General features: G+C 65.1%; 13 protein-coding genes. 9 read left to right on the forward strand and 4 right to left on the reverse strand.

Annotation, left to right across the window (positions count from 1 at the left end):
- The 3 genes from IIB36_17280 to IIB36_17290 all read left to right on the forward strand — a co-directional run.
- Positions 1-144, forward strand: a 144-nt coding sequence (locus IIB36_17280; protein MCH7533491.1) for a hypothetical protein, incomplete at its 5' end; no start/stop codon positions are given.
- A gap of 14 nt (positions 145-158) precedes the next feature.
- Positions 159-377 carry a hypothetical protein gene (locus IIB36_17285; protein MCH7533492.1) on the forward strand — a complete coding sequence of 73 codons (219 nt, stop codon included), beginning with the start codon at positions 159-161 and terminating at the stop codon, positions 375-377.
- Between the two features lie 215 nt (positions 378-592).
- Positions 593-2,029 carry a hypothetical protein gene (locus IIB36_17290; protein ID MCH7533493.1) on the forward strand — a complete coding sequence of 479 codons (1,437 nt, stop codon included), beginning with the start codon at positions 593-595 and terminating at the stop codon, positions 2,027-2,029.
- A gap of 263 nt (positions 2,030-2,292) precedes the next feature.
- On the opposite strand, the gene IIB36_17295 is transcribed toward IIB36_17290, so the two are convergent.
- The 4 genes from IIB36_17295 to IIB36_17310 all read right to left on the reverse strand — a co-directional run bounded on the left by IIB36_17295 (position 2,293) and on the right by IIB36_17310 (position 7,192).
- Positions 2,293-2,730: a hypothetical protein gene (locus tag IIB36_17295; protein ID MCH7533494.1), complete on the reverse strand. Its 438-nt coding sequence runs from the start codon at positions 2,728-2,730 to the stop codon at positions 2,293-2,295.
- A 93-nt stretch (positions 2,731-2,823) separates the two neighbouring features.
- Positions 2,824-4,161 (reverse strand): TIGR04283 family arsenosugar biosynthesis glycosyltransferase, encoded by a 1,338-nt coding sequence (locus IIB36_17300; protein MCH7533495.1) that lies wholly within the window; start codon positions 4,159-4,161, stop codon positions 2,824-2,826.
- Entirely contained in the window at positions 4,158-5,663 is a 1,506-nt protein-coding gene (locus tag IIB36_17305) for a VTT domain-containing protein (protein ID MCH7533496.1), read from the reverse strand. The genes IIB36_17300 and IIB36_17305 overlap by 4 nt, the downstream gene beginning before the upstream one ends.
- Complete coding sequence (locus IIB36_17310) at positions 5,651-7,192, reverse strand: FAD-dependent oxidoreductase (GenBank protein ID MCH7533497.1); 1,542 nt, start codon at positions 7,190-7,192, stop codon at positions 5,651-5,653. The genes IIB36_17305 and IIB36_17310 overlap by 13 nt, the downstream gene beginning before the upstream one ends.
- Before the next feature lie 159 nt (positions 7,193-7,351).
- On the opposite strand from IIB36_17310, the gene recA reads away from it, so the two are divergent.
- The 6 genes from recA to IIB36_17340 all read left to right on the forward strand — a co-directional run bounded on the left by recA (position 7,352) and on the right by IIB36_17340 (position 15,315).
- On the forward strand, positions 7,352-8,542 hold the full coding sequence (gene recA, locus IIB36_17315) for a recombinase RecA (GenBank protein ID MCH7533498.1): 1,191 nt from the start codon (positions 7,352-7,354) through the stop codon (positions 8,540-8,542).
- Positions 8,543-8,882: 340 nt separating this feature from the next.
- Positions 8,883-11,522 (forward strand): alanine--tRNA ligase, encoded by a 2,640-nt coding sequence (alaS, locus tag IIB36_17320; protein ID MCH7533499.1) that lies wholly within the window; start codon positions 8,883-8,885, stop codon positions 11,520-11,522.
- A complete protein-coding gene (locus IIB36_17325) occupies positions 11,519-11,809 on the forward strand; it encodes a hypothetical protein (GenBank protein ID MCH7533500.1) in 291 nt (96 codons plus the stop codon). Before alaS ends, IIB36_17325 begins: the two co-directional genes overlap by 4 nt.
- Before the next feature lie 487 nt (positions 11,810-12,296).
- Entirely contained in the window at positions 12,297-13,214 is a 918-nt protein-coding gene (locus IIB36_17330) for an SIS domain-containing protein (GenBank protein ID MCH7533501.1), read from the forward strand.
- Positions 13,215-13,270: 56 nt separating this feature from the next.
- Positions 13,271-14,035, forward strand: coding sequence for an SDR family oxidoreductase (locus IIB36_17335; GenBank protein ID MCH7533502.1), 765 nt, complete (start codon positions 13,271-13,273; stop codon positions 14,033-14,035).
- On the forward strand, positions 14,032-15,315 hold the full coding sequence (locus IIB36_17340) for a CCA tRNA nucleotidyltransferase (protein ID MCH7533503.1): 1,284 nt from the start codon (positions 14,032-14,034) through the stop codon (positions 15,313-15,315). The genes IIB36_17335 and IIB36_17340 overlap by 4 nt, the downstream gene beginning before the upstream one ends.
- The last annotated feature ends 67 nt before the right edge of the window (positions 15,316-15,382 follow it).

The following is a 15,382-nucleotide window of genomic DNA, read 5'->3' on the forward strand; positions in this document are numbered from 1 at the left end:
ACGCTGCCCGGGGACATGCTCACGCTGCTGCTCACGAGCCTCGCGGTCTTCACGACGCTCTTCCTCGGCCTTTTTCTCCTCCGGTACGCTCTCGAGACCCTTCGCGCTGGCCAGCAAGCACGGACGCGCGAAGCCACTGCCTGACCCCGATGACTACCATGAAGAAGCTCTGCATCGTCGCGCTACCACTGTTCGCTCTTTTTTTCGTCGTTACCGAATTGGTCGGTCAGGAAACCGCGAGCCGGATGGCCACACCAAGCCTGAAACCGTACTGGCACGTGTTCATCGCATATGCGATCGCGATCGTGATGGTACTTGGCTGGGTCGTGTCGATCGCGCGTCGCCTCGCCCGGATCGAGGCTCAACTCGGAGAGTAAGAATCACGGGTTAGCCTTGGGTTAGCCTCCCGTCGACTCCGCGCCGCGTAAGGCCGAATGGCCGACTCTTTCGAGGCGATGCCCCTTCGGTAAACGTCTGGTTTTGTCTCTCGGCACGTTTCTAGCATTGTGCTAGATTGGGGCGAGCAAGCGGTTGTTGGGCTCTCGGAGCGCCCCTGGACCGAGCGCCTTTTTTTGACGGGAGGCATCTCTTCATGAAGACGGTATGGGGTCGCACTGGATGGTACGCGGGACTAGCTCTATCGACGTTGCTGACAGCTCCGGCGCTCGCAGCCCAGACCACCACGATGCCGAGCACGCTTCGGTATGGATCCGGGCTCATGGATATCCCGGTGGCGAGTGTTCTGCCGCACATGACGATCACCGGCACCTTCTCGGGCTTCTTCATGGATCTGGGGCGCTCGCTCGAGATCGACGCGAGCGGGAACCCGATCGCCTACGGCGGACCGGTCGACGAGTTCTATTCCGACGCCTCGCTGGCGGTCGGTCTTTTTGACCGTGCCGAGTTGGGTGCCACCCTGCAGTCCTTCAACAGCGCGACGTCCGGGGGGAACCAGTGGGGCCTCTTCGGTCGCGTACAGCTCCTGCAGCCCCAGAAGCGGGGCATCGGCCTCGCGGTGGGAGGTCGATATGTGACCGCACCGAGCTTCGCTGATGGTGTGTCGTATCAGCCGACGCGTCTTGGGATCTCCGACCGCCGCTTCCGTAAGTCGTACCTAGGCCTCGACGATGTCAATACGGAGCTGAGCCTTTACGGCGTCGCGAGCGCGCACATTCGCGGCTTCGACCAGGGCTCGCTTCCGGAGCACGACATTACGTTCTCGCTCGGATACGGGACTGGCATGTTCCAGGAGGGCGATCAGCTCAGCTTCTACAACTTCGCCGACTCCGAGGGCTGGTTCTTCGGATCCGCGATACACTTCGGACTCGGAGCCTCCTCGCTGCTCACGCTCATGGGCGAGTACAACGGCTTCGACCTCAACATGGGCGTGGAGTTAGACGTCCGCGGCATTCGGCTCGGGGCCCAGTACCTCGCCGCCAACTACGGGGAGCCCGGCGGCGGATACTTCTCTGAGTTCCGCAAACCGAGATTCGGCTTTCTCGCGTCGGTGGCGTTGAACCCCAATGGGGACGGGCTCCTGCACAAGCCGTCGCTCATGCTCCGGCCCGCGCCCGATACCATCATTCTACCGCCGCCGCCGCCGGACACGGTTCGCCTCACTCGCGAGGTTTCGCCGCCTCTTCCGGAGGGTACTCCGGCCAACGTCTGCCTGGCGACCGCGAACAACGTCCAGGTCCGTGTTTCGGCCCAGGGTGACACGCTTGTCGGCCCTAGCCGAATACCGATACGGACACTGCGACCCGGTGTCGTCTTCGCCGGTACCTACGCGGGCAACGCTGCGTGGTTCCGGAACGACGAAGCGATCCCGTTCGAGGAACGGCAGTACGACAAGTCGGGCAACGAGCTCCGTCTCGACTGTGGCCAGATCATGCCGATCGGTGAGCACATCGGCATCGCGCTCTTCGGCATGCGCGACGCGGACCGACCGCTCGAGACGATCTACGTCGCGGTGCGCCCGGGAATCTGGCAAGGGTACCAGACGGGGCTGCAGAGAACGCGAGGGGACTGATCCGTCGGGGGTTCCTCTTCGCCGCCGCTCCCGCAAATCGGGGTCGTGGTAGGGCTGGGGTCGCGGGGGTCGTTGGGTTTCGGGGGTGCTAAGCCGCGACTTCGCCTCGATTCGCTCGCTCTGCTCGCCCCTCGCGTTGCTCGGGTCGAGGTCTGCGTCGCTCGTTCGCGGGCGATGCGTACGCTGCTCTGAAGAGGAACCCCTGCCGGATCTTCGGCCAAAATCCTACACCAGGCGGCTACATCGACCGCTGCACCAAACCGCTACACCAAACCGCGCCCCAGGACCCTGTTGGTGGCGGCCAGGACGGCTTGAACTGCGGTGCGGGGAAGTTCCTCTTCTGTCTCGCACGGCACTGCGCCGAGCAGGCGTTGGTACTTGGGGCCCTCGCCGCTCAGCCGGACGATGACGACCCATCCGTCGAAAGCGCGCACCGCCTTGACGCCGACAAGTTGCAAGTGGACTTCGTTGCTAGCGGCCGAGAGGGTGGCCGAGAGGGTGGCCGAGAGGGCGGCCGAGAGGGCGGCCTGGGTAGCGGCCTTGATGATCCCTTGTCGGGTCTCGAGCCCCGCTTCGGTAGCGCGGTACGTATCGCCGTTCCATTCGAGATGAACCGTGACGTCGCAAGATCCACCGCGGGTGGCCTCACAGTCGAGTGACTCGAAGCGAAGCCGAGACCGTACGCTTTCGAGTCCTTGCATGTAGTTGTGGTGCGCGTTGAGCCCCTAGCTAGGGAAAGAACCAAACTGCGTGTCAGGTGAGGGTACGGGCAAGACGCATCCGTGCCGGCCGGGCTACTGACGACCTCGGCGTCCGCTCCCAGTGGACAGATCCGCGGGCACGTCGCCGACCGTATCCACGTCGGCGAGTTGCTCGATCACCGTTACGGAAAGGCCGTTCGCCCTCGCTCGCTGAGTCGTGACATCGAAGACGGCGTCGGTACTCCACGGCACGTCGTCGAAGAGCTCGCGCCGAGGCTCGGAGAGGCCGATGAGGTAGTAGCCGCCGTCCTCCGCCGGCCCGAGCACGACATCTTGTCCGGCGAGTGCGTCGAATGCGTCGCCGAGAATCGAGGGCGTGATCCCGGGGATGTCGGTTCCCACGATGCAAACCGAAGCGCAGTCACGAAGGCAAGCCTCGAACGCCGTGGCCATTCGCTTGCCGAGATCTCCATCGCCTTGCGGCCTGAACTCGAGGCCGGTGCTCCCCAACCAACTGCGGAGCTCGGCTTCCGCATCGTCGGGCGTGAAGTAGATGATCACCCGGCGCTCGGCCCGTCTCACCTCCTCCGCGGCCCGGGACCCGAGCGCGCGGTAGATCTGAAGCGCCCGCACCTCTCCGACGTCTCGCGCCAGGCGCGTCTTCACGAACCCCAGGCGTGGCGCCTTCGCGAAAAGGATGATCGTCTGCCCGGCGTGGGGCGGTCGACTTCGGGCGCACCGGCTGGGGTGCCAGCGCGCCAGCCGATGCGGATCCACCCCGAGGCGGAACAACGTGATGAGGCTCAGGTTCGCCAGCCACTGTGAACAGCGTCCTCGTTCCACGTATCTGCGCGGGCTCGTGAGAACCGGAGCGCCGAGTCGATGCCCGTTGCCGGCCCGCTTCAGCCGATCGAACAGGCCGACGTCCTCCATCACCGGCCAGTGCTCATAGCCACCGACGGCGTCGTAGAGGGCACGCGAGACCAGAAGGCCCTGGTCTCCGTACACCAACCCATACATGCGCTCGCGCAGTCTCTGTCCAAACTCGATGAAGCGCCAGAACGGTTCGTCACCTTCCAGTGCGAACTCGAAGTGGGCGAAGTCATGGTCTTTCGCGTCACGAAGAAAGTCAGTCACGGCGTCACGGGCCGGTGACGGTAGGCGAGAATCGGCGTGCATCACGAGCAACCACGGTGCGTGCGAAGCCCCTACCCCCGCGCGTAGCTGTCCGCCGCGCCCCGGGGGGGAGTGAGTGAGCCGCGCGCCCACTCCTGATGCGATCTCTACCGTGCAGTCGGTGGAGCCGCCGTCCGCGACTACGACTTCGTGAGGGAGGTCGAGCCTCGCGACGTCGTCGAGAAGGAGCCCGAGCCGCTCGGACTCATCCAGCGTGGGGATGATGACTGAGAGCCGGGGGGCCTCTTCGCTCACCGTCCGACGTCGTTCAGCGTCCAGTCGTAGTCGAAGAACTCGACGTCGGTGCGGGCGTCGAGGAGATCCTGAGCCGTCGCGCTCGGTACGTAGGGGATGAGGAAGGTCTTGAGACCCTCGATCCCTCCGAAGTCATCCCCGTACCAGTCGAGGACCTTGTTCAGCCGAACGGTGGTGCGCGTCTCCCGCTCGATGCGGAAATGCTCGGGATCGCCGACCAGATTGCGCACCGCTCTGTCGAGCTGAGCGTCGAGCTCGTCACCCGTGTATGCCTCCGGCCAGAGCGGTGGGCAGCTCAGAGCCGCGCAGTTCACCGCGAAGTGAATGCGGGGGTCGCCCATGGGGCGGATGATCTCGTGCTCGATCTCGTCCTGCGACCGCTCCGCTCCCGCGATTCGGCAGTGCTTCGCCGAGAACACGTCGGGAATCTGCCAAACGGAGTTGGTGGGCCGGCCTGCGACCGCGTTGCGGATACGCGAGAAGAGCCGGCCGTCCTTCGCGATGGGGTAGTGATCCACCACGAGCTTGAGCATGCACGCGTTGTACGCATTGATCCAAAAGGCGAGGCGGGTATCTGTGGACGCCGCCTCGAGGGTGGCCGTGCGGACTGCCGCCAATGACGCGAGGTAGGCGTCGAGGGCGGAGCGACCGTCTTTCAGCTTCTGATAATCGACCAGAGGCTGCTCCACGACTTCGGCGAGCACGGCGGTGAACGCGGAGTGATCGGGCAGCTCTTGAGCCGCCAGATCTGTTAGCTGTGAGACGGGCGTAAGCGTCGATGCCAGGAGCGCGAACAGCACCGTGGCGGCGCCTGGCATCTTCAGGCCGAGTCGCTTGGCGATCAGCGGTAGGAAACTGAGCAACACGAGAATCGCTCCGGAGATGAGGACCCGCAGTACCGCGTCACGCGAGGCTTCTTGAGAGCCGGCGAGTAGCGCGTCTGCGAACATTGTGTAGACGAGCGTTCCCGGGAAGATCCCGATCACGGTCGCCAGGGCGTACGTGGGCCAGCGGATCGCTGTGAGGCCCGATCCAAAATTCAGCGCGTTGAACGGGACTGCGGGAATCAGCCTGAGCGTGAGCAGCCCACGGAAGCCGTGGTTCTCGGTCGCGCGATCCAATGCGTCCAAGCGTGTACCCGCGAGCCGCTCGATGCCGTCACGTCCCAGATACCGTCCGATGCCGAACGCGAGGTTTGCCCCGATGTTCGCTCCGACTGTCGTATAGAGCGTCCCCCAGAAAACGCCGAACATCGCGCCGCCGGCCAGCGTGAGGATCGAACCCGGGATCGCGAGCGCAGTCGCCGCCGCGTACACCACGACGTATACGAGCACCGCGGCCGGTGAGCTGCGCAGCCAAGTGATGGCTAAGTCTATACCGTCGCGGCTCAGGTATTGTCCAAGCGGTGTGAGCGCAGCCGCGAGCGCGCCGCCGATGAGGATCAGGACGAGAGCTGCCAGCTTCAGCCACACGGCACGCCCGCCGTTCCCTACTTCAGCCATGAGATCACCTTGGTGAGCACTCGACCACTTACGCTATCCAGCTTCGTGCGACGGAAGGCGTTGGATGCTCGGAGCACGCCCTCCGCCATCGTAGGATACGGAAAGATCGTGTCCGCGATGTCGTTCAGCGTCAGCCCGTTCTTCTTCGCGAGCACCAGCGGCAGCAACAGATCCCCGGCGTGACTGCCCAGGACCGACGCGGCCAGAATCCGCCCTTTCTTGTCCGCGGTGATCTTCACGAGGCCATGAGTTTCCCCGTCCACGATGGCGCGGTCGAGGTCGTCGAAGGGGTACGTGAAGGTGTCCCCGCCGCGAGCCTGTGCTTCCTCGTGAGAGAGACCCACGTGCGCCAGCTCGGGGTCGGTGTAGGTGACGGTCGGCACGGTATCGTAGTTTACCTTCGCTGACCCCGGGATCAGCGCGTTGCGGAGCACCGTTTTCGCCATGTAGTCGGCGACGTGCGTGAACTGCATGCCGCCGGTGACGTCTCCCGCTGCCCATATGCCACGGTTCGAAGTGCGGAGACGATCGTCCACGACGACACCGCCGTCTCGTGTCTCGACACCCGCGCGGTCGAGATCGAGCCCGTCGATGGCGGGTTTCCTCCCTGTGGCCACGAAGATCTCGCTCACCACCAGGGGCCCTCCGGCATCGGTTGTGACGATCTTCGAGCCCCCGTCCACGTCGATCCGCTCGGCGCGCGTGCCCAGCCGGAACTCGATGCCTTCGACCTCCAGGATGGACTGCAACTGACTCGCCAGCTCGGCGTCGTCCCTGGGTAGGATCCGCGGCTCCGCCTCGATGACCGTGACCGACGAGCCCAGCCTCGCGAAGATCTGAGCCATCTCGATTCCGATCGGCCCGGCGCCGAGCACCGCTACGCTGCTCGCGAGCTCGTCGACTTCGAAGATGGTGTGGTGGTCCAGGTACCCGGCTTCGGCGAGACCAAGTATGGGCGGCGCTACGGGTAGCGCGCCGGTGGCAATCACGATCCGTTTCGATTTGAGGCGTCCGACTCCTTCGACCTCGATGGTGTCGCTTGCCACGAAGCGGGCCGAGCCGAACTCGACCGTGACGCCCATGTCGCGAAAGCGCTGCGGGTCGTCGTGGTGTTCGATGACGCCACGGGCCTCGCGCATCCGTGCCATGACGGAGGAGAACGCGTGCGCTGGCGATGCGGACTCGAGCCCGAGCTCGTCGGCGTGTCTCATGGCGTGCGCCAGCCGCGCTGACGCGATGAGGGCCTTCGAGGGTACACACCCGGTCCAGAGGCAGTCGCCACCCAGAGCCGACTTCTCCACGAGCGCCGCGCTTACCCCGAGGTAGGCTGCACCTGCCGTGGACACGAGACCCGCCGTGCCACCCCCGATCCCGATCAGATCGTATTCTTTGGGCTGCATCTCCCGGTCCCCCTCGAGAGCGAGTCGGCGAAGAGCGGTCCGGACTACCGCATACGCGGAAACAACGCGCCGCCCCGGGCGGGCGGTTCCCCCGACACCGTTCATATAGAGGCCCCGGGAGCGTCCCACCAGGGCATCCGGGTGTCCCACCAGACCCGATATCTTGGATCCGACCGGCAAGGGCCACTCGAAGGGACTTTCGCTTTCTCTTCGGGTTCTATACTTTGGGTGCCGAACACCCTACGATCGTGGCATTTTGAGGGCGGAGACGAGATGGCGACGGCGCAAATGACCGACAGGAACGAGCAGAAAAAAGCCGACCAGAAGCAAAAGGCGCTGGATACGGCCCTCACACAGATCGAGCGCGCCTACGGGAAAGGCGCGATCATGCGCATGGGCGAAGATGGCTTCTCCTCGGGGATCGAAGTCATTCCCACCGGCGCGCTGAACCTCGACGCTGCGATCGGTATCGGAGGGATTCCGAGGGGCAGGATCAGCGAGATCTTCGGTCCGGAATCTTCGGGAAAGACGACGATCTGCCTGCACATCATCGCCAATGCGCAGCGGTTGGGCGGAATCGCCGCCTTCATCGACGCCGAGCACGCACTCGACGTCGCTTACTGCAGAAAGCTCGGCGTCGACGTCGACAACCTACTCGTGTCGCAGCCTGACACGGGTGAGCAGGCGCTCGAGATCGCCGAGGTCCTCATCCGCAGCAACGCCATCGACATCGTGGTCATCGACTCGGTCGCCGCGCTCGTGCCGCGAGCGGAGATCGAGGGCGAGATGGGCGACACGCACGTCGGCCTTCAGGCCCGCCTCATGAGCCAGGCGCTACGCAAGCTCACGGGCGCCGTGAGCCGTTCTAACACCTCGGTGATCTTCACCAACCAGATTCGCGAGAAAATCGGCGTGATGTTCGGCAGCCCGGAGACGACACCTGGAGGCCGTGCGCTGAAATTCTACGCATCCATCCGGTTGGACATTCGGCGCATCGGCGCGATCAAGGACGGCCAGGAAGTGATCGGGAACCGGACGCGGGTGAAGGTCGTGAAGAACAAGTGCGCGCCTCCGTTCCGGCAGGCCGAATTCGACATCCTGTACGACGAGGGCATCAGCCACCTCGCTCTGCTCGTCGATCTCGGGGTCGAGCACGACATCGTCGACAAGTCCGGTTCGTGGTTCTCCTACGGCGACCTACGTCTGGGTCAGGGCAAGGAGAACTCGAGGCTATTCCTGATCGAGAACCCCGACATCGCCGATGAGATCGAAACGCGTCTGCGTGCTACGCTCGGCCTTTCCGGCGCCGAGGACGCCGAGCCAGAAGCAGCGGCGTCGGCCGACGAGCCAGAAGCAGCGGTGTCTACGGACGAGCCAGAAGCAGCGGTGTCTACGGACGAGCCAGAAGCAGCGGTGTCGGCCGATGAGCTGGATGGAGCCACATCATCTGTCGAGCTCATCCAGGCAGCAGCCGACTGACCCGTGGGCTCGAGCAAGCGTCGCCCCATGGAGAAAATCGGTCGGGGGAGCGCGTACACACTGCCCTCAGAGCCCGGACGTACCGCCCGCGAACAGCCGGGGCTAGCGGAGGTGGTGTGGTGGAGTGGGGCAAAGCAGCCCGGCTGAGGTCGGCTACCAACCCGCGGTCAAGCCGCGAATCAGAAGGACGCCCGCGACCCCGATCTGCGGGGAGGGTGGCGAGGGCAGTGTCTGCGCGCTCCCCTTCCACTCGTATCGCGCAGTACTCCAACCCGCACTCCCCACGCGTTATCCTTTTAGAACTGTCCAATAGCCAAGTGGCTTCCCCAAGAATTGACCCATGCAAACCGCCGAAATCAGACAGCGATTCCTCGACTTCTTCAAGGAGAAGGGTCACGAGGTGCGCCCGAGCTCTTCGCTCGTGCCGGGAGATGACCCCACGCTGCTCTTCACGAACTCGGGCATGGTTCAGTTCAAGCGGATCTTCCTGGGGCAGGAGAAGGTCCCCTACCGCCGTGCCGTAACCTCCCAGAAGTGCGTGCGCGCCGGCGGCAAGCACAACGACCTGGAAGAGGTGGGGGTAACGACCCGCCACCACACGTTCTTCGAGATGCTCGGCAACTTCTCGTTCGGCGATTATTTCAAGAAAGACGCGATCATATTCGCTTGGGAGCTGATGACGGAGGTGTACGGGCTCGATCCCGATCGGTTTTACGCGACCGTCCACCACACGGACGACGAGGCGGCCGAGCTTTGGGCCACCGAGGTGGGTCTCGCCGCGGATCGCATATACCGGTTGGGCGACAAGGACAACTTCTGGCAGATGGCCGACACAGGTCCGTGCGGCCCGTGCTCGGAAGTGCATTACGACCTACGCCCCACCCCCGCACCCGTCACGAGCACCGAGGAGTTCGTCGAGCTCAACGAGGCCGGCATCATCGTCGAGCTCTGGAACCTCGTGTTCATGCAGTTCGATCGTGACGCCTCCGGCGAGCTGACTCCGCTTCCGGCCGCTTCGGTCGACACGGGAGCCGGACTCGAGCGCATCGCTATGGTCCTTCAAGGTGTGGATTCCAGCTACCACACCGATTTGTTCGCGCCGCTGATCGAGCGCGTCGCCGAGCTCGTCGGCCGTGACTACGACGCTGATTCGGATGAGGGCGTCAGCTACCGAGTGTTAGCAGACCATGCGCGTGCGGTAGCTTTCCTGCTCGCCGACGGCGTGTTCCCGTCCAACGAGGGGCGTGGCTATGTCTTGCGCCGCATCCTCCGGCGAGCTGTTCGGCACGCGTGGCTGCTCGGCCGCCGAGAACCGACGCTGGTGGGCGTCGTGGACGCCGTCGTAGACAGCATGGGCGACGTGTACCCTGACCTCGTCCACCGTCGCGAACAGCTCGTACGGACGACGCTTGCGGAAGAGGAGCGTTTCTTGTCGACGATCGATGGCGGCATGATCCGCTTCGACGAACTCGTGCGGGCCGAGGGAGCGACGATTCCGGGTGAGGAGGCCTTCAAGCTTTACGACACGTTCGGCTTCCCGCTCGATCTCACTCAGCTCATGGCTGAGGAGCGCGAAGTCACGGTCGACGTCGAGGGCTTCGAAAGGGCGCTCAGGCGGCAACGGGAACGGTCCCGCGCCGATCGCAGCGCCGCCGGCCTCGGCGTCGACTCGGCCCAGACCGCTGAAGATTGGACGACGCTGTCCGAGGGCGAGCAGGCGTTCGTCGGATACGAGTCGCTGATTGCCGATACCGATGTGCTCACCTATCGCATGGGGGAAGACTCCCTCGGGCTGGTGCTGGAGCAGAACCCGTTCTATGTCGAGAGCGGTGGGCAGGTCTCGGACCAGGGCACGGTGCGAGGGGACGGATGGACGTTGAACGTGGCGAACGTGGCGAAGGTCGGGTCGTGGACAGCGCTCTTCGGCCCTGTCGAAGGCGCGTTCCCAAGCGACCCGGAATTCGTCCGTGTCTCAGCGGAAGTTCCCGCTCGTGTGCGGCGTGATACCACGCGCAACCACACCGCGACGCACCTGCTGCACGCGGCGCTGCGGGAGGTTCTCGGTGAGCACGTCGTCCAGCGCGGGTCTCTCGTCGCGCCTGACCGGCTCCGGTTCGACTTCGCCCACGCGGCCCCGATGACGAGCGAAGAGCGGGAAAGCGTCGAGGCGATCGTCAACGAGGGCGTTTGGGCCAACCATTCGGTCGAGATCAGCTACCGGACGTACGAAGAAGCCGTGCAGGCGGGGGCGATCGCTCTCTTCGGCGAGAAGTATCCGGACGAGGTCCGAGTCGTGAGCATCGCGGGAGTGAGTACGGAGCTTTGCGGGGGGACGCACGCGAGTCACACCGGTGAGATCGGCCTCTTCCGTCTGGTGAGCGAGGCGGGTGTTGCCGCTGGTGTGCGTCGCGTCGAGGCACTGACTGGGCCCGGAGCCTTTGCATACCTCAAGGAACAGGAGGCGACACTCGGCGAGGCGGCTTCGGTGTTGAAGACCCAGCCCACGAATCTCACCCAGCGCACGCAGCAGCTGCTCGCAGAGCGTGTCGAACTCGAGGGCCTGCTCGACGAGCTGCGGGCGCAGGGCGGCAGCGGCGAGCAAGAAGTGGCGGCCGAAGCGATCGAGTTGGACCAGGGTTCGTCCAGCTACAGGGGTATTCGGCTGAGAGCCCGCAGCGCCGACGACGCGAGGAAGTGGGGTGACCAGTTCCTAGCTGCCGGGGAGTCGGGCGTGGCGGTGCTCGTCGCGGAGATGCCGGGGGACAAGCAGGCGCTCTTCGCGTTCGTCAGCGACGACCTGATCTCGTTGGGTGTGCGTGCCGACGCGGTCGTGCGCGAGGTTGCCACGTTCGTCGGAGGGCGTGGCGGTGGTCGTCCCCACATGGCCCAGGCGGGGGTTGAGGACCCCGCCCGCATCGACGAAGCGCTGCAGTCGGGTGCGAAGGTTGTTCGGGACCTACTCAGGGCGGGCACGGCGTGAGCGATATCCGCACGTGGATCGAGGGGCGGCGGCCGGCCGCGCCGATGGACCTGGGACGGTGGCTGCGCGCTGATGCCGAGTCGGGTTCGATGACCGAGCGGATCACACTCCTTGCTCGAACGGCGCTCGATGAGGCCCGCGCCCAACCCGGCCGCGTACGGGAAAGCGCGTTCCACCTGCTCGCTGCGGATGCCCTCGTGACGTACGCCTGTGAGGCGGCCCTCGAGGAGGGGGATCCTCCCGCTGCACTACGCACGATCTTGCTCAGGACAGCGAGCGAACGGTGACGGACGTGGATCCTGGCGCCTTCGCCGATATTCACAGTCACCTCGTCCCCGGGGTCGACGACGGTGCCCGTGACCTCGGGGACACGCTCGCGTCCGTCGGACGCATGACGCAGCTGGGCATTCGGAAAATCCTCACGACACCCCACTTGAACGGAAGCCTTACCCGAAATGAAGAGGCGATCGAAGCTCGGCTGAGTGAGGTCGACGAAGCGTTCGAGCGGGCTGCTATGGCCGTAGGAGCGGATTTCCCCGAGGTCGACTTCAAGCGTGGCCACGAGGTGATGCTCGACATCCCGGACGTCGACTTCTCAGATCCGCGCCTCCGACTCGCCGGGACTTCTTTCGTGCTGATCGAGTGGCCGCATCTCCACGTGCCGCCGGGCACCACAAGAGTGCTCGAGCGCATGATCAGCGCCGGATACCGCCCGATCATCGCCCACCCCGAGCGGTATATCGGCATCGATCGGAAGCTGGGAGTGATCGCCAGATGGCGGGAGGTCGGTGCCTATCTACAGGTCAACCACGGCTCACTCTCCGGCCGCTATGGTGCCGCCGCCAAGGGGATTGCGGCGCGCCTGCTACGCCGTGGCTGGGCCGACTATCTGGCGTCGGACTTTCACGCCCAGTCGCAGGCCGGGATATACTTCAAAGACGTTTGGGAGAAGCTGGAGGCGCTCGGCGCCGGGGAGTCCCTCACCAACCTCTGCCTCACGAACCCGAGCCGCGTGTTCCGGGACGAGATCCCGCTTCCCGTCCCACCGTTACCCCCCGAGATCGGGCTGTGGGCACGAGTGAAGGGCATGATGAGCCAGGAGCTACGTTGAGCACCCCCGATGCGGTGATCCACGGGCATCTGAGCGCGCTGTCGGCCTTGAGCCGGGAGGTATCGGACTCGATGGCCGGCGAGATCCAAGCACTCGCAGACCGGGTTCTGGAGACGATCCTCGGCGAAGGCAAGGTCATGTTCTGCGGGAACGGTGGCTCCGCAGCGGATGCGCAACACCTGGCCGCGGAGTACGTCGTGCGCTTCTCCCGAGAGCGTCGTGCGCTCGCGGCGCTTGCGCTCACCACGGACACGTCGGTGCTGACTGCCGGTGGGAATGACTATGGATTCCACACGATCTTCTCTCGCCAGGTCGAAGCGCTCGGCCGGGCTGGGGACCTGTTGATCCTGTACTCGACCAGCGGAGAATCCGACAACCTACTGGCCGCCGCGGAGGCCGCTGGCCGGCTCGGGATCTTCACCGCGGCGCTGCTCGCCAAGGGCGGGGGAAAGCTGCGGGAGCTCGTTGACCTCCCGCTCGTCGTGCCCACCGAGTCCACGGCACGAGCCCAGGAACTGCACCTCGCGATCGGACACATCGTGTGTGAGCTCGTCGATTCGGCGGTTTCGACAAGCGACTGATCTGACGCGGCCGCGGTCGCGCGAGGCGTTCACGAGTATACGAAGGTTGGAGGCGGATGAACGACCTGATCGACCTCAGAGGGAAGACAGCGGTGGTTACCGGTGGCTCGCGTGGAGTGGGCCGCGCCACCGCGCTTCTACTCGCCAGGGCGGGCGCATCAGTGGGCATCGCTTATAGAAGCCGTCAGGCCGAGGCCGACGCCGTGGTCGCTCAACTCGAGGGGCTCGGCGTGCGCGCGTGGGCGCAACGTGGCGATCTCACTGACGCTGCGGACGCGGACGCTCTTTTCGGCCGTGCGCGGGAGGAGTTCGACGGCCTCGACATCTTCATCGGCAACCACGGCATCTGGCCGCCCATCGATACGCCCCTGGCTCAGATGACCGACGAGCAGTGGCACAGCACGATGAATACGAACCTGCACTCGGTGTTCTACACGTGCCGGGGGGCGGCCCGGGTGCTGCAGGACCATGGTCGCCTCGTTCTCGTGGGCAGTACAGCAGGGCAGCGCGGCGAGGCGTATCACGCCGACTACGCGTCGACCAAGGGCGCGATGATTTCGCTCGTGAAGGGCTTCTGCATCGAGCTGGCTCCGCGCGAGATTACAGTGAACTGCGTCGCGCCTGGTTGGATCGATACGGAGATGTCTGCGTCCGCGTACGAGGGTGAGGAACGCGAGCGCATCGCCAAGTCGATCCCGATCGGTCGGATCGCGACCGCTGAAGACGTGGCCGGCCCGATCGTATTTTTGTGTTCGCGACTCGGCCGGCACATCACCGGAGAGATTCTGAACGTCAACGGAGGTGCTGTTCTGGTGGGGTGAACACGGCTCGCCCCTCAGCGCCGGCGGCGGTCAGTTGGATCACCCGCACGCTGGAAGAGGCGGGGCACGACACTTGGGCTGTCGGGGGTGCGGTGCGTGACGCGCTCATGGGGCGTCGGTCCGGCGACTGGGACCTGACGACCCAGGCGCGCCCCGATCAACTTCAAAAGCTCTTCCAGCGGACCGTGCCGATCGGAATCGAGCACGGTACCGTAGGGGTGCTGGCGCGGGACGGCACCATGTTCGAGGTCACCACATTCCGGAAAGATGTCGAAACGGACGGTCGACACGCTGTGGTCGCCTTCGCGGATCGGGTCGAGGACGACCTTGCCCGCCGAGATTTCACGATCAACGCCATCGCGTGGCACCCGCTCCGCGAAGAGTTGCTCGACCCCTTTCGGGGCATCGAAGACCTCGAGGCCGGAGTCCTGCGGACCGTCGGTATCGCGGCTGACCGGTTGGCGGAAGATTATCTGCGGGTTCTCCGGGCCATCCGCTTCGCCGGACGCTTCGCTTTGAAGATCGAGGAGGAGACGTGGTCCGCTCTGTGTGAGTGCGTGCGCCACTTGCCGTCGCTCTCTGCGGAACGAATCCGAGACGAGTTGGTGAAGGTCCTCTCGGCAGATCGGAAGCCCTCCGGCGCGCTCACGCTGTACGCCGAGTCTGGCGCTCTGTCGGTCTTGTACCCGGAGCTCTCGGAGTTGCGCGCGTCGATCGTCGGTGACGATCCGTGGTCCGAGAAGTTGGCCAGCGTCGACCAGCTTCCTCCAGGCCGACCCTACTTGCGGCTCGCCCAGCTCCTGTGGGGACTCGATCCATCAGCAGTAGCACGGGTCTTGACGCGGCTCCGGCTTTCCACTGCGCAGGTTGACGAGGTCGCGCGGCGGGCCGAATGCGCTGAGATGCCTTCCGCGGAGGCCGACGACGAGGCGTTTCGGCGCTGGCTGAGCGCCACGGGCCCCACTCGACTCGCGGCGGTCGCGAGACTGAGTCTGGCGCGGGCGCGGGCGAGACATCTGGCGGGGCACGACGACACGTGTGACGCGGTGGTCGCAGCGTGGCGGCGCGCGCGCGCAGTGCTCGCCACCGGACCCGCGCTGTCGGTGGCGGAGCTGGAATTCGATGGGCGTGACTTGATCCGAATGGGGCTACGGCCGGGGCCCGGCTTCGGCCTTATACTGGATGATCTGCTCGACTTCGTGCTCGAAGATCCAGCACGCAATCGAACCGAGGTGCTCGAGAGTCGCGTTGGGGACATCGCAGGGAGCGGCGATGGCTGATCTCGACCTCTTTCCCGCAGACGAGAGCAAACGTGCGCTAGACACCGAGCACGAATCAGGACCGGGC

Source organism: Gemmatimonadota bacterium, assembly GCA_022560615.1.
Taxonomy (GTDB): domain Bacteria; phylum Gemmatimonadota; class Gemmatimonadetes; order Longimicrobiales; family Gaopeijiaceae; genus UBA1138.

What these genes read in the sequence shown, in the direction of transcription:
- IIB36_17285 (MCH7533492.1), top strand. Translation starts at nt 159, where the DNA reads ATGAAGAAGCTCTGCATCGTCGCGCTACCACTGTTCGCTCTTTTTTTC.
- IIB36_17290 (MCH7533493.1), top strand. Translation starts at nt 593, where the DNA reads ATGAAGACGGTATGGGGTCGCACTGGATGGTACGCGGGACTAGCTCTA.
- IIB36_17295 (MCH7533494.1), bottom strand. Translation starts at nt 2,730, where the DNA reads ATGCAAGGACTCGAAAGCGTACGGTCTCGGCTTCGCTTCGAGTCACTC.
- IIB36_17305 (MCH7533496.1), bottom strand. Translation starts at nt 5,663, where the DNA reads ATGGCTGAAGTAGGGAACGGCGGGCGTGCCGTGTGGCTGAAGCTGGCA.
- recA (MCH7533498.1), top strand. Translation starts at nt 7,352, where the DNA reads ATGACCGACAGGAACGAGCAGAAAAAAGCCGACCAGAAGCAAAAGGCG.
- alaS (MCH7533499.1), top strand. Translation starts at nt 8,883, where the DNA reads ATGCAAACCGCCGAAATCAGACAGCGATTCCTCGACTTCTTCAAGGAG.
- IIB36_17330 (MCH7533501.1), top strand. Translation starts at nt 12,297, where the DNA reads ATGGCGGGAGGTCGGTGCCTATCTACAGGTCAACCACGGCTCACTCTC.
- IIB36_17335 (MCH7533502.1), top strand. Translation starts at nt 13,271, where the DNA reads ATGAACGACCTGATCGACCTCAGAGGGAAGACAGCGGTGGTTACCGGT.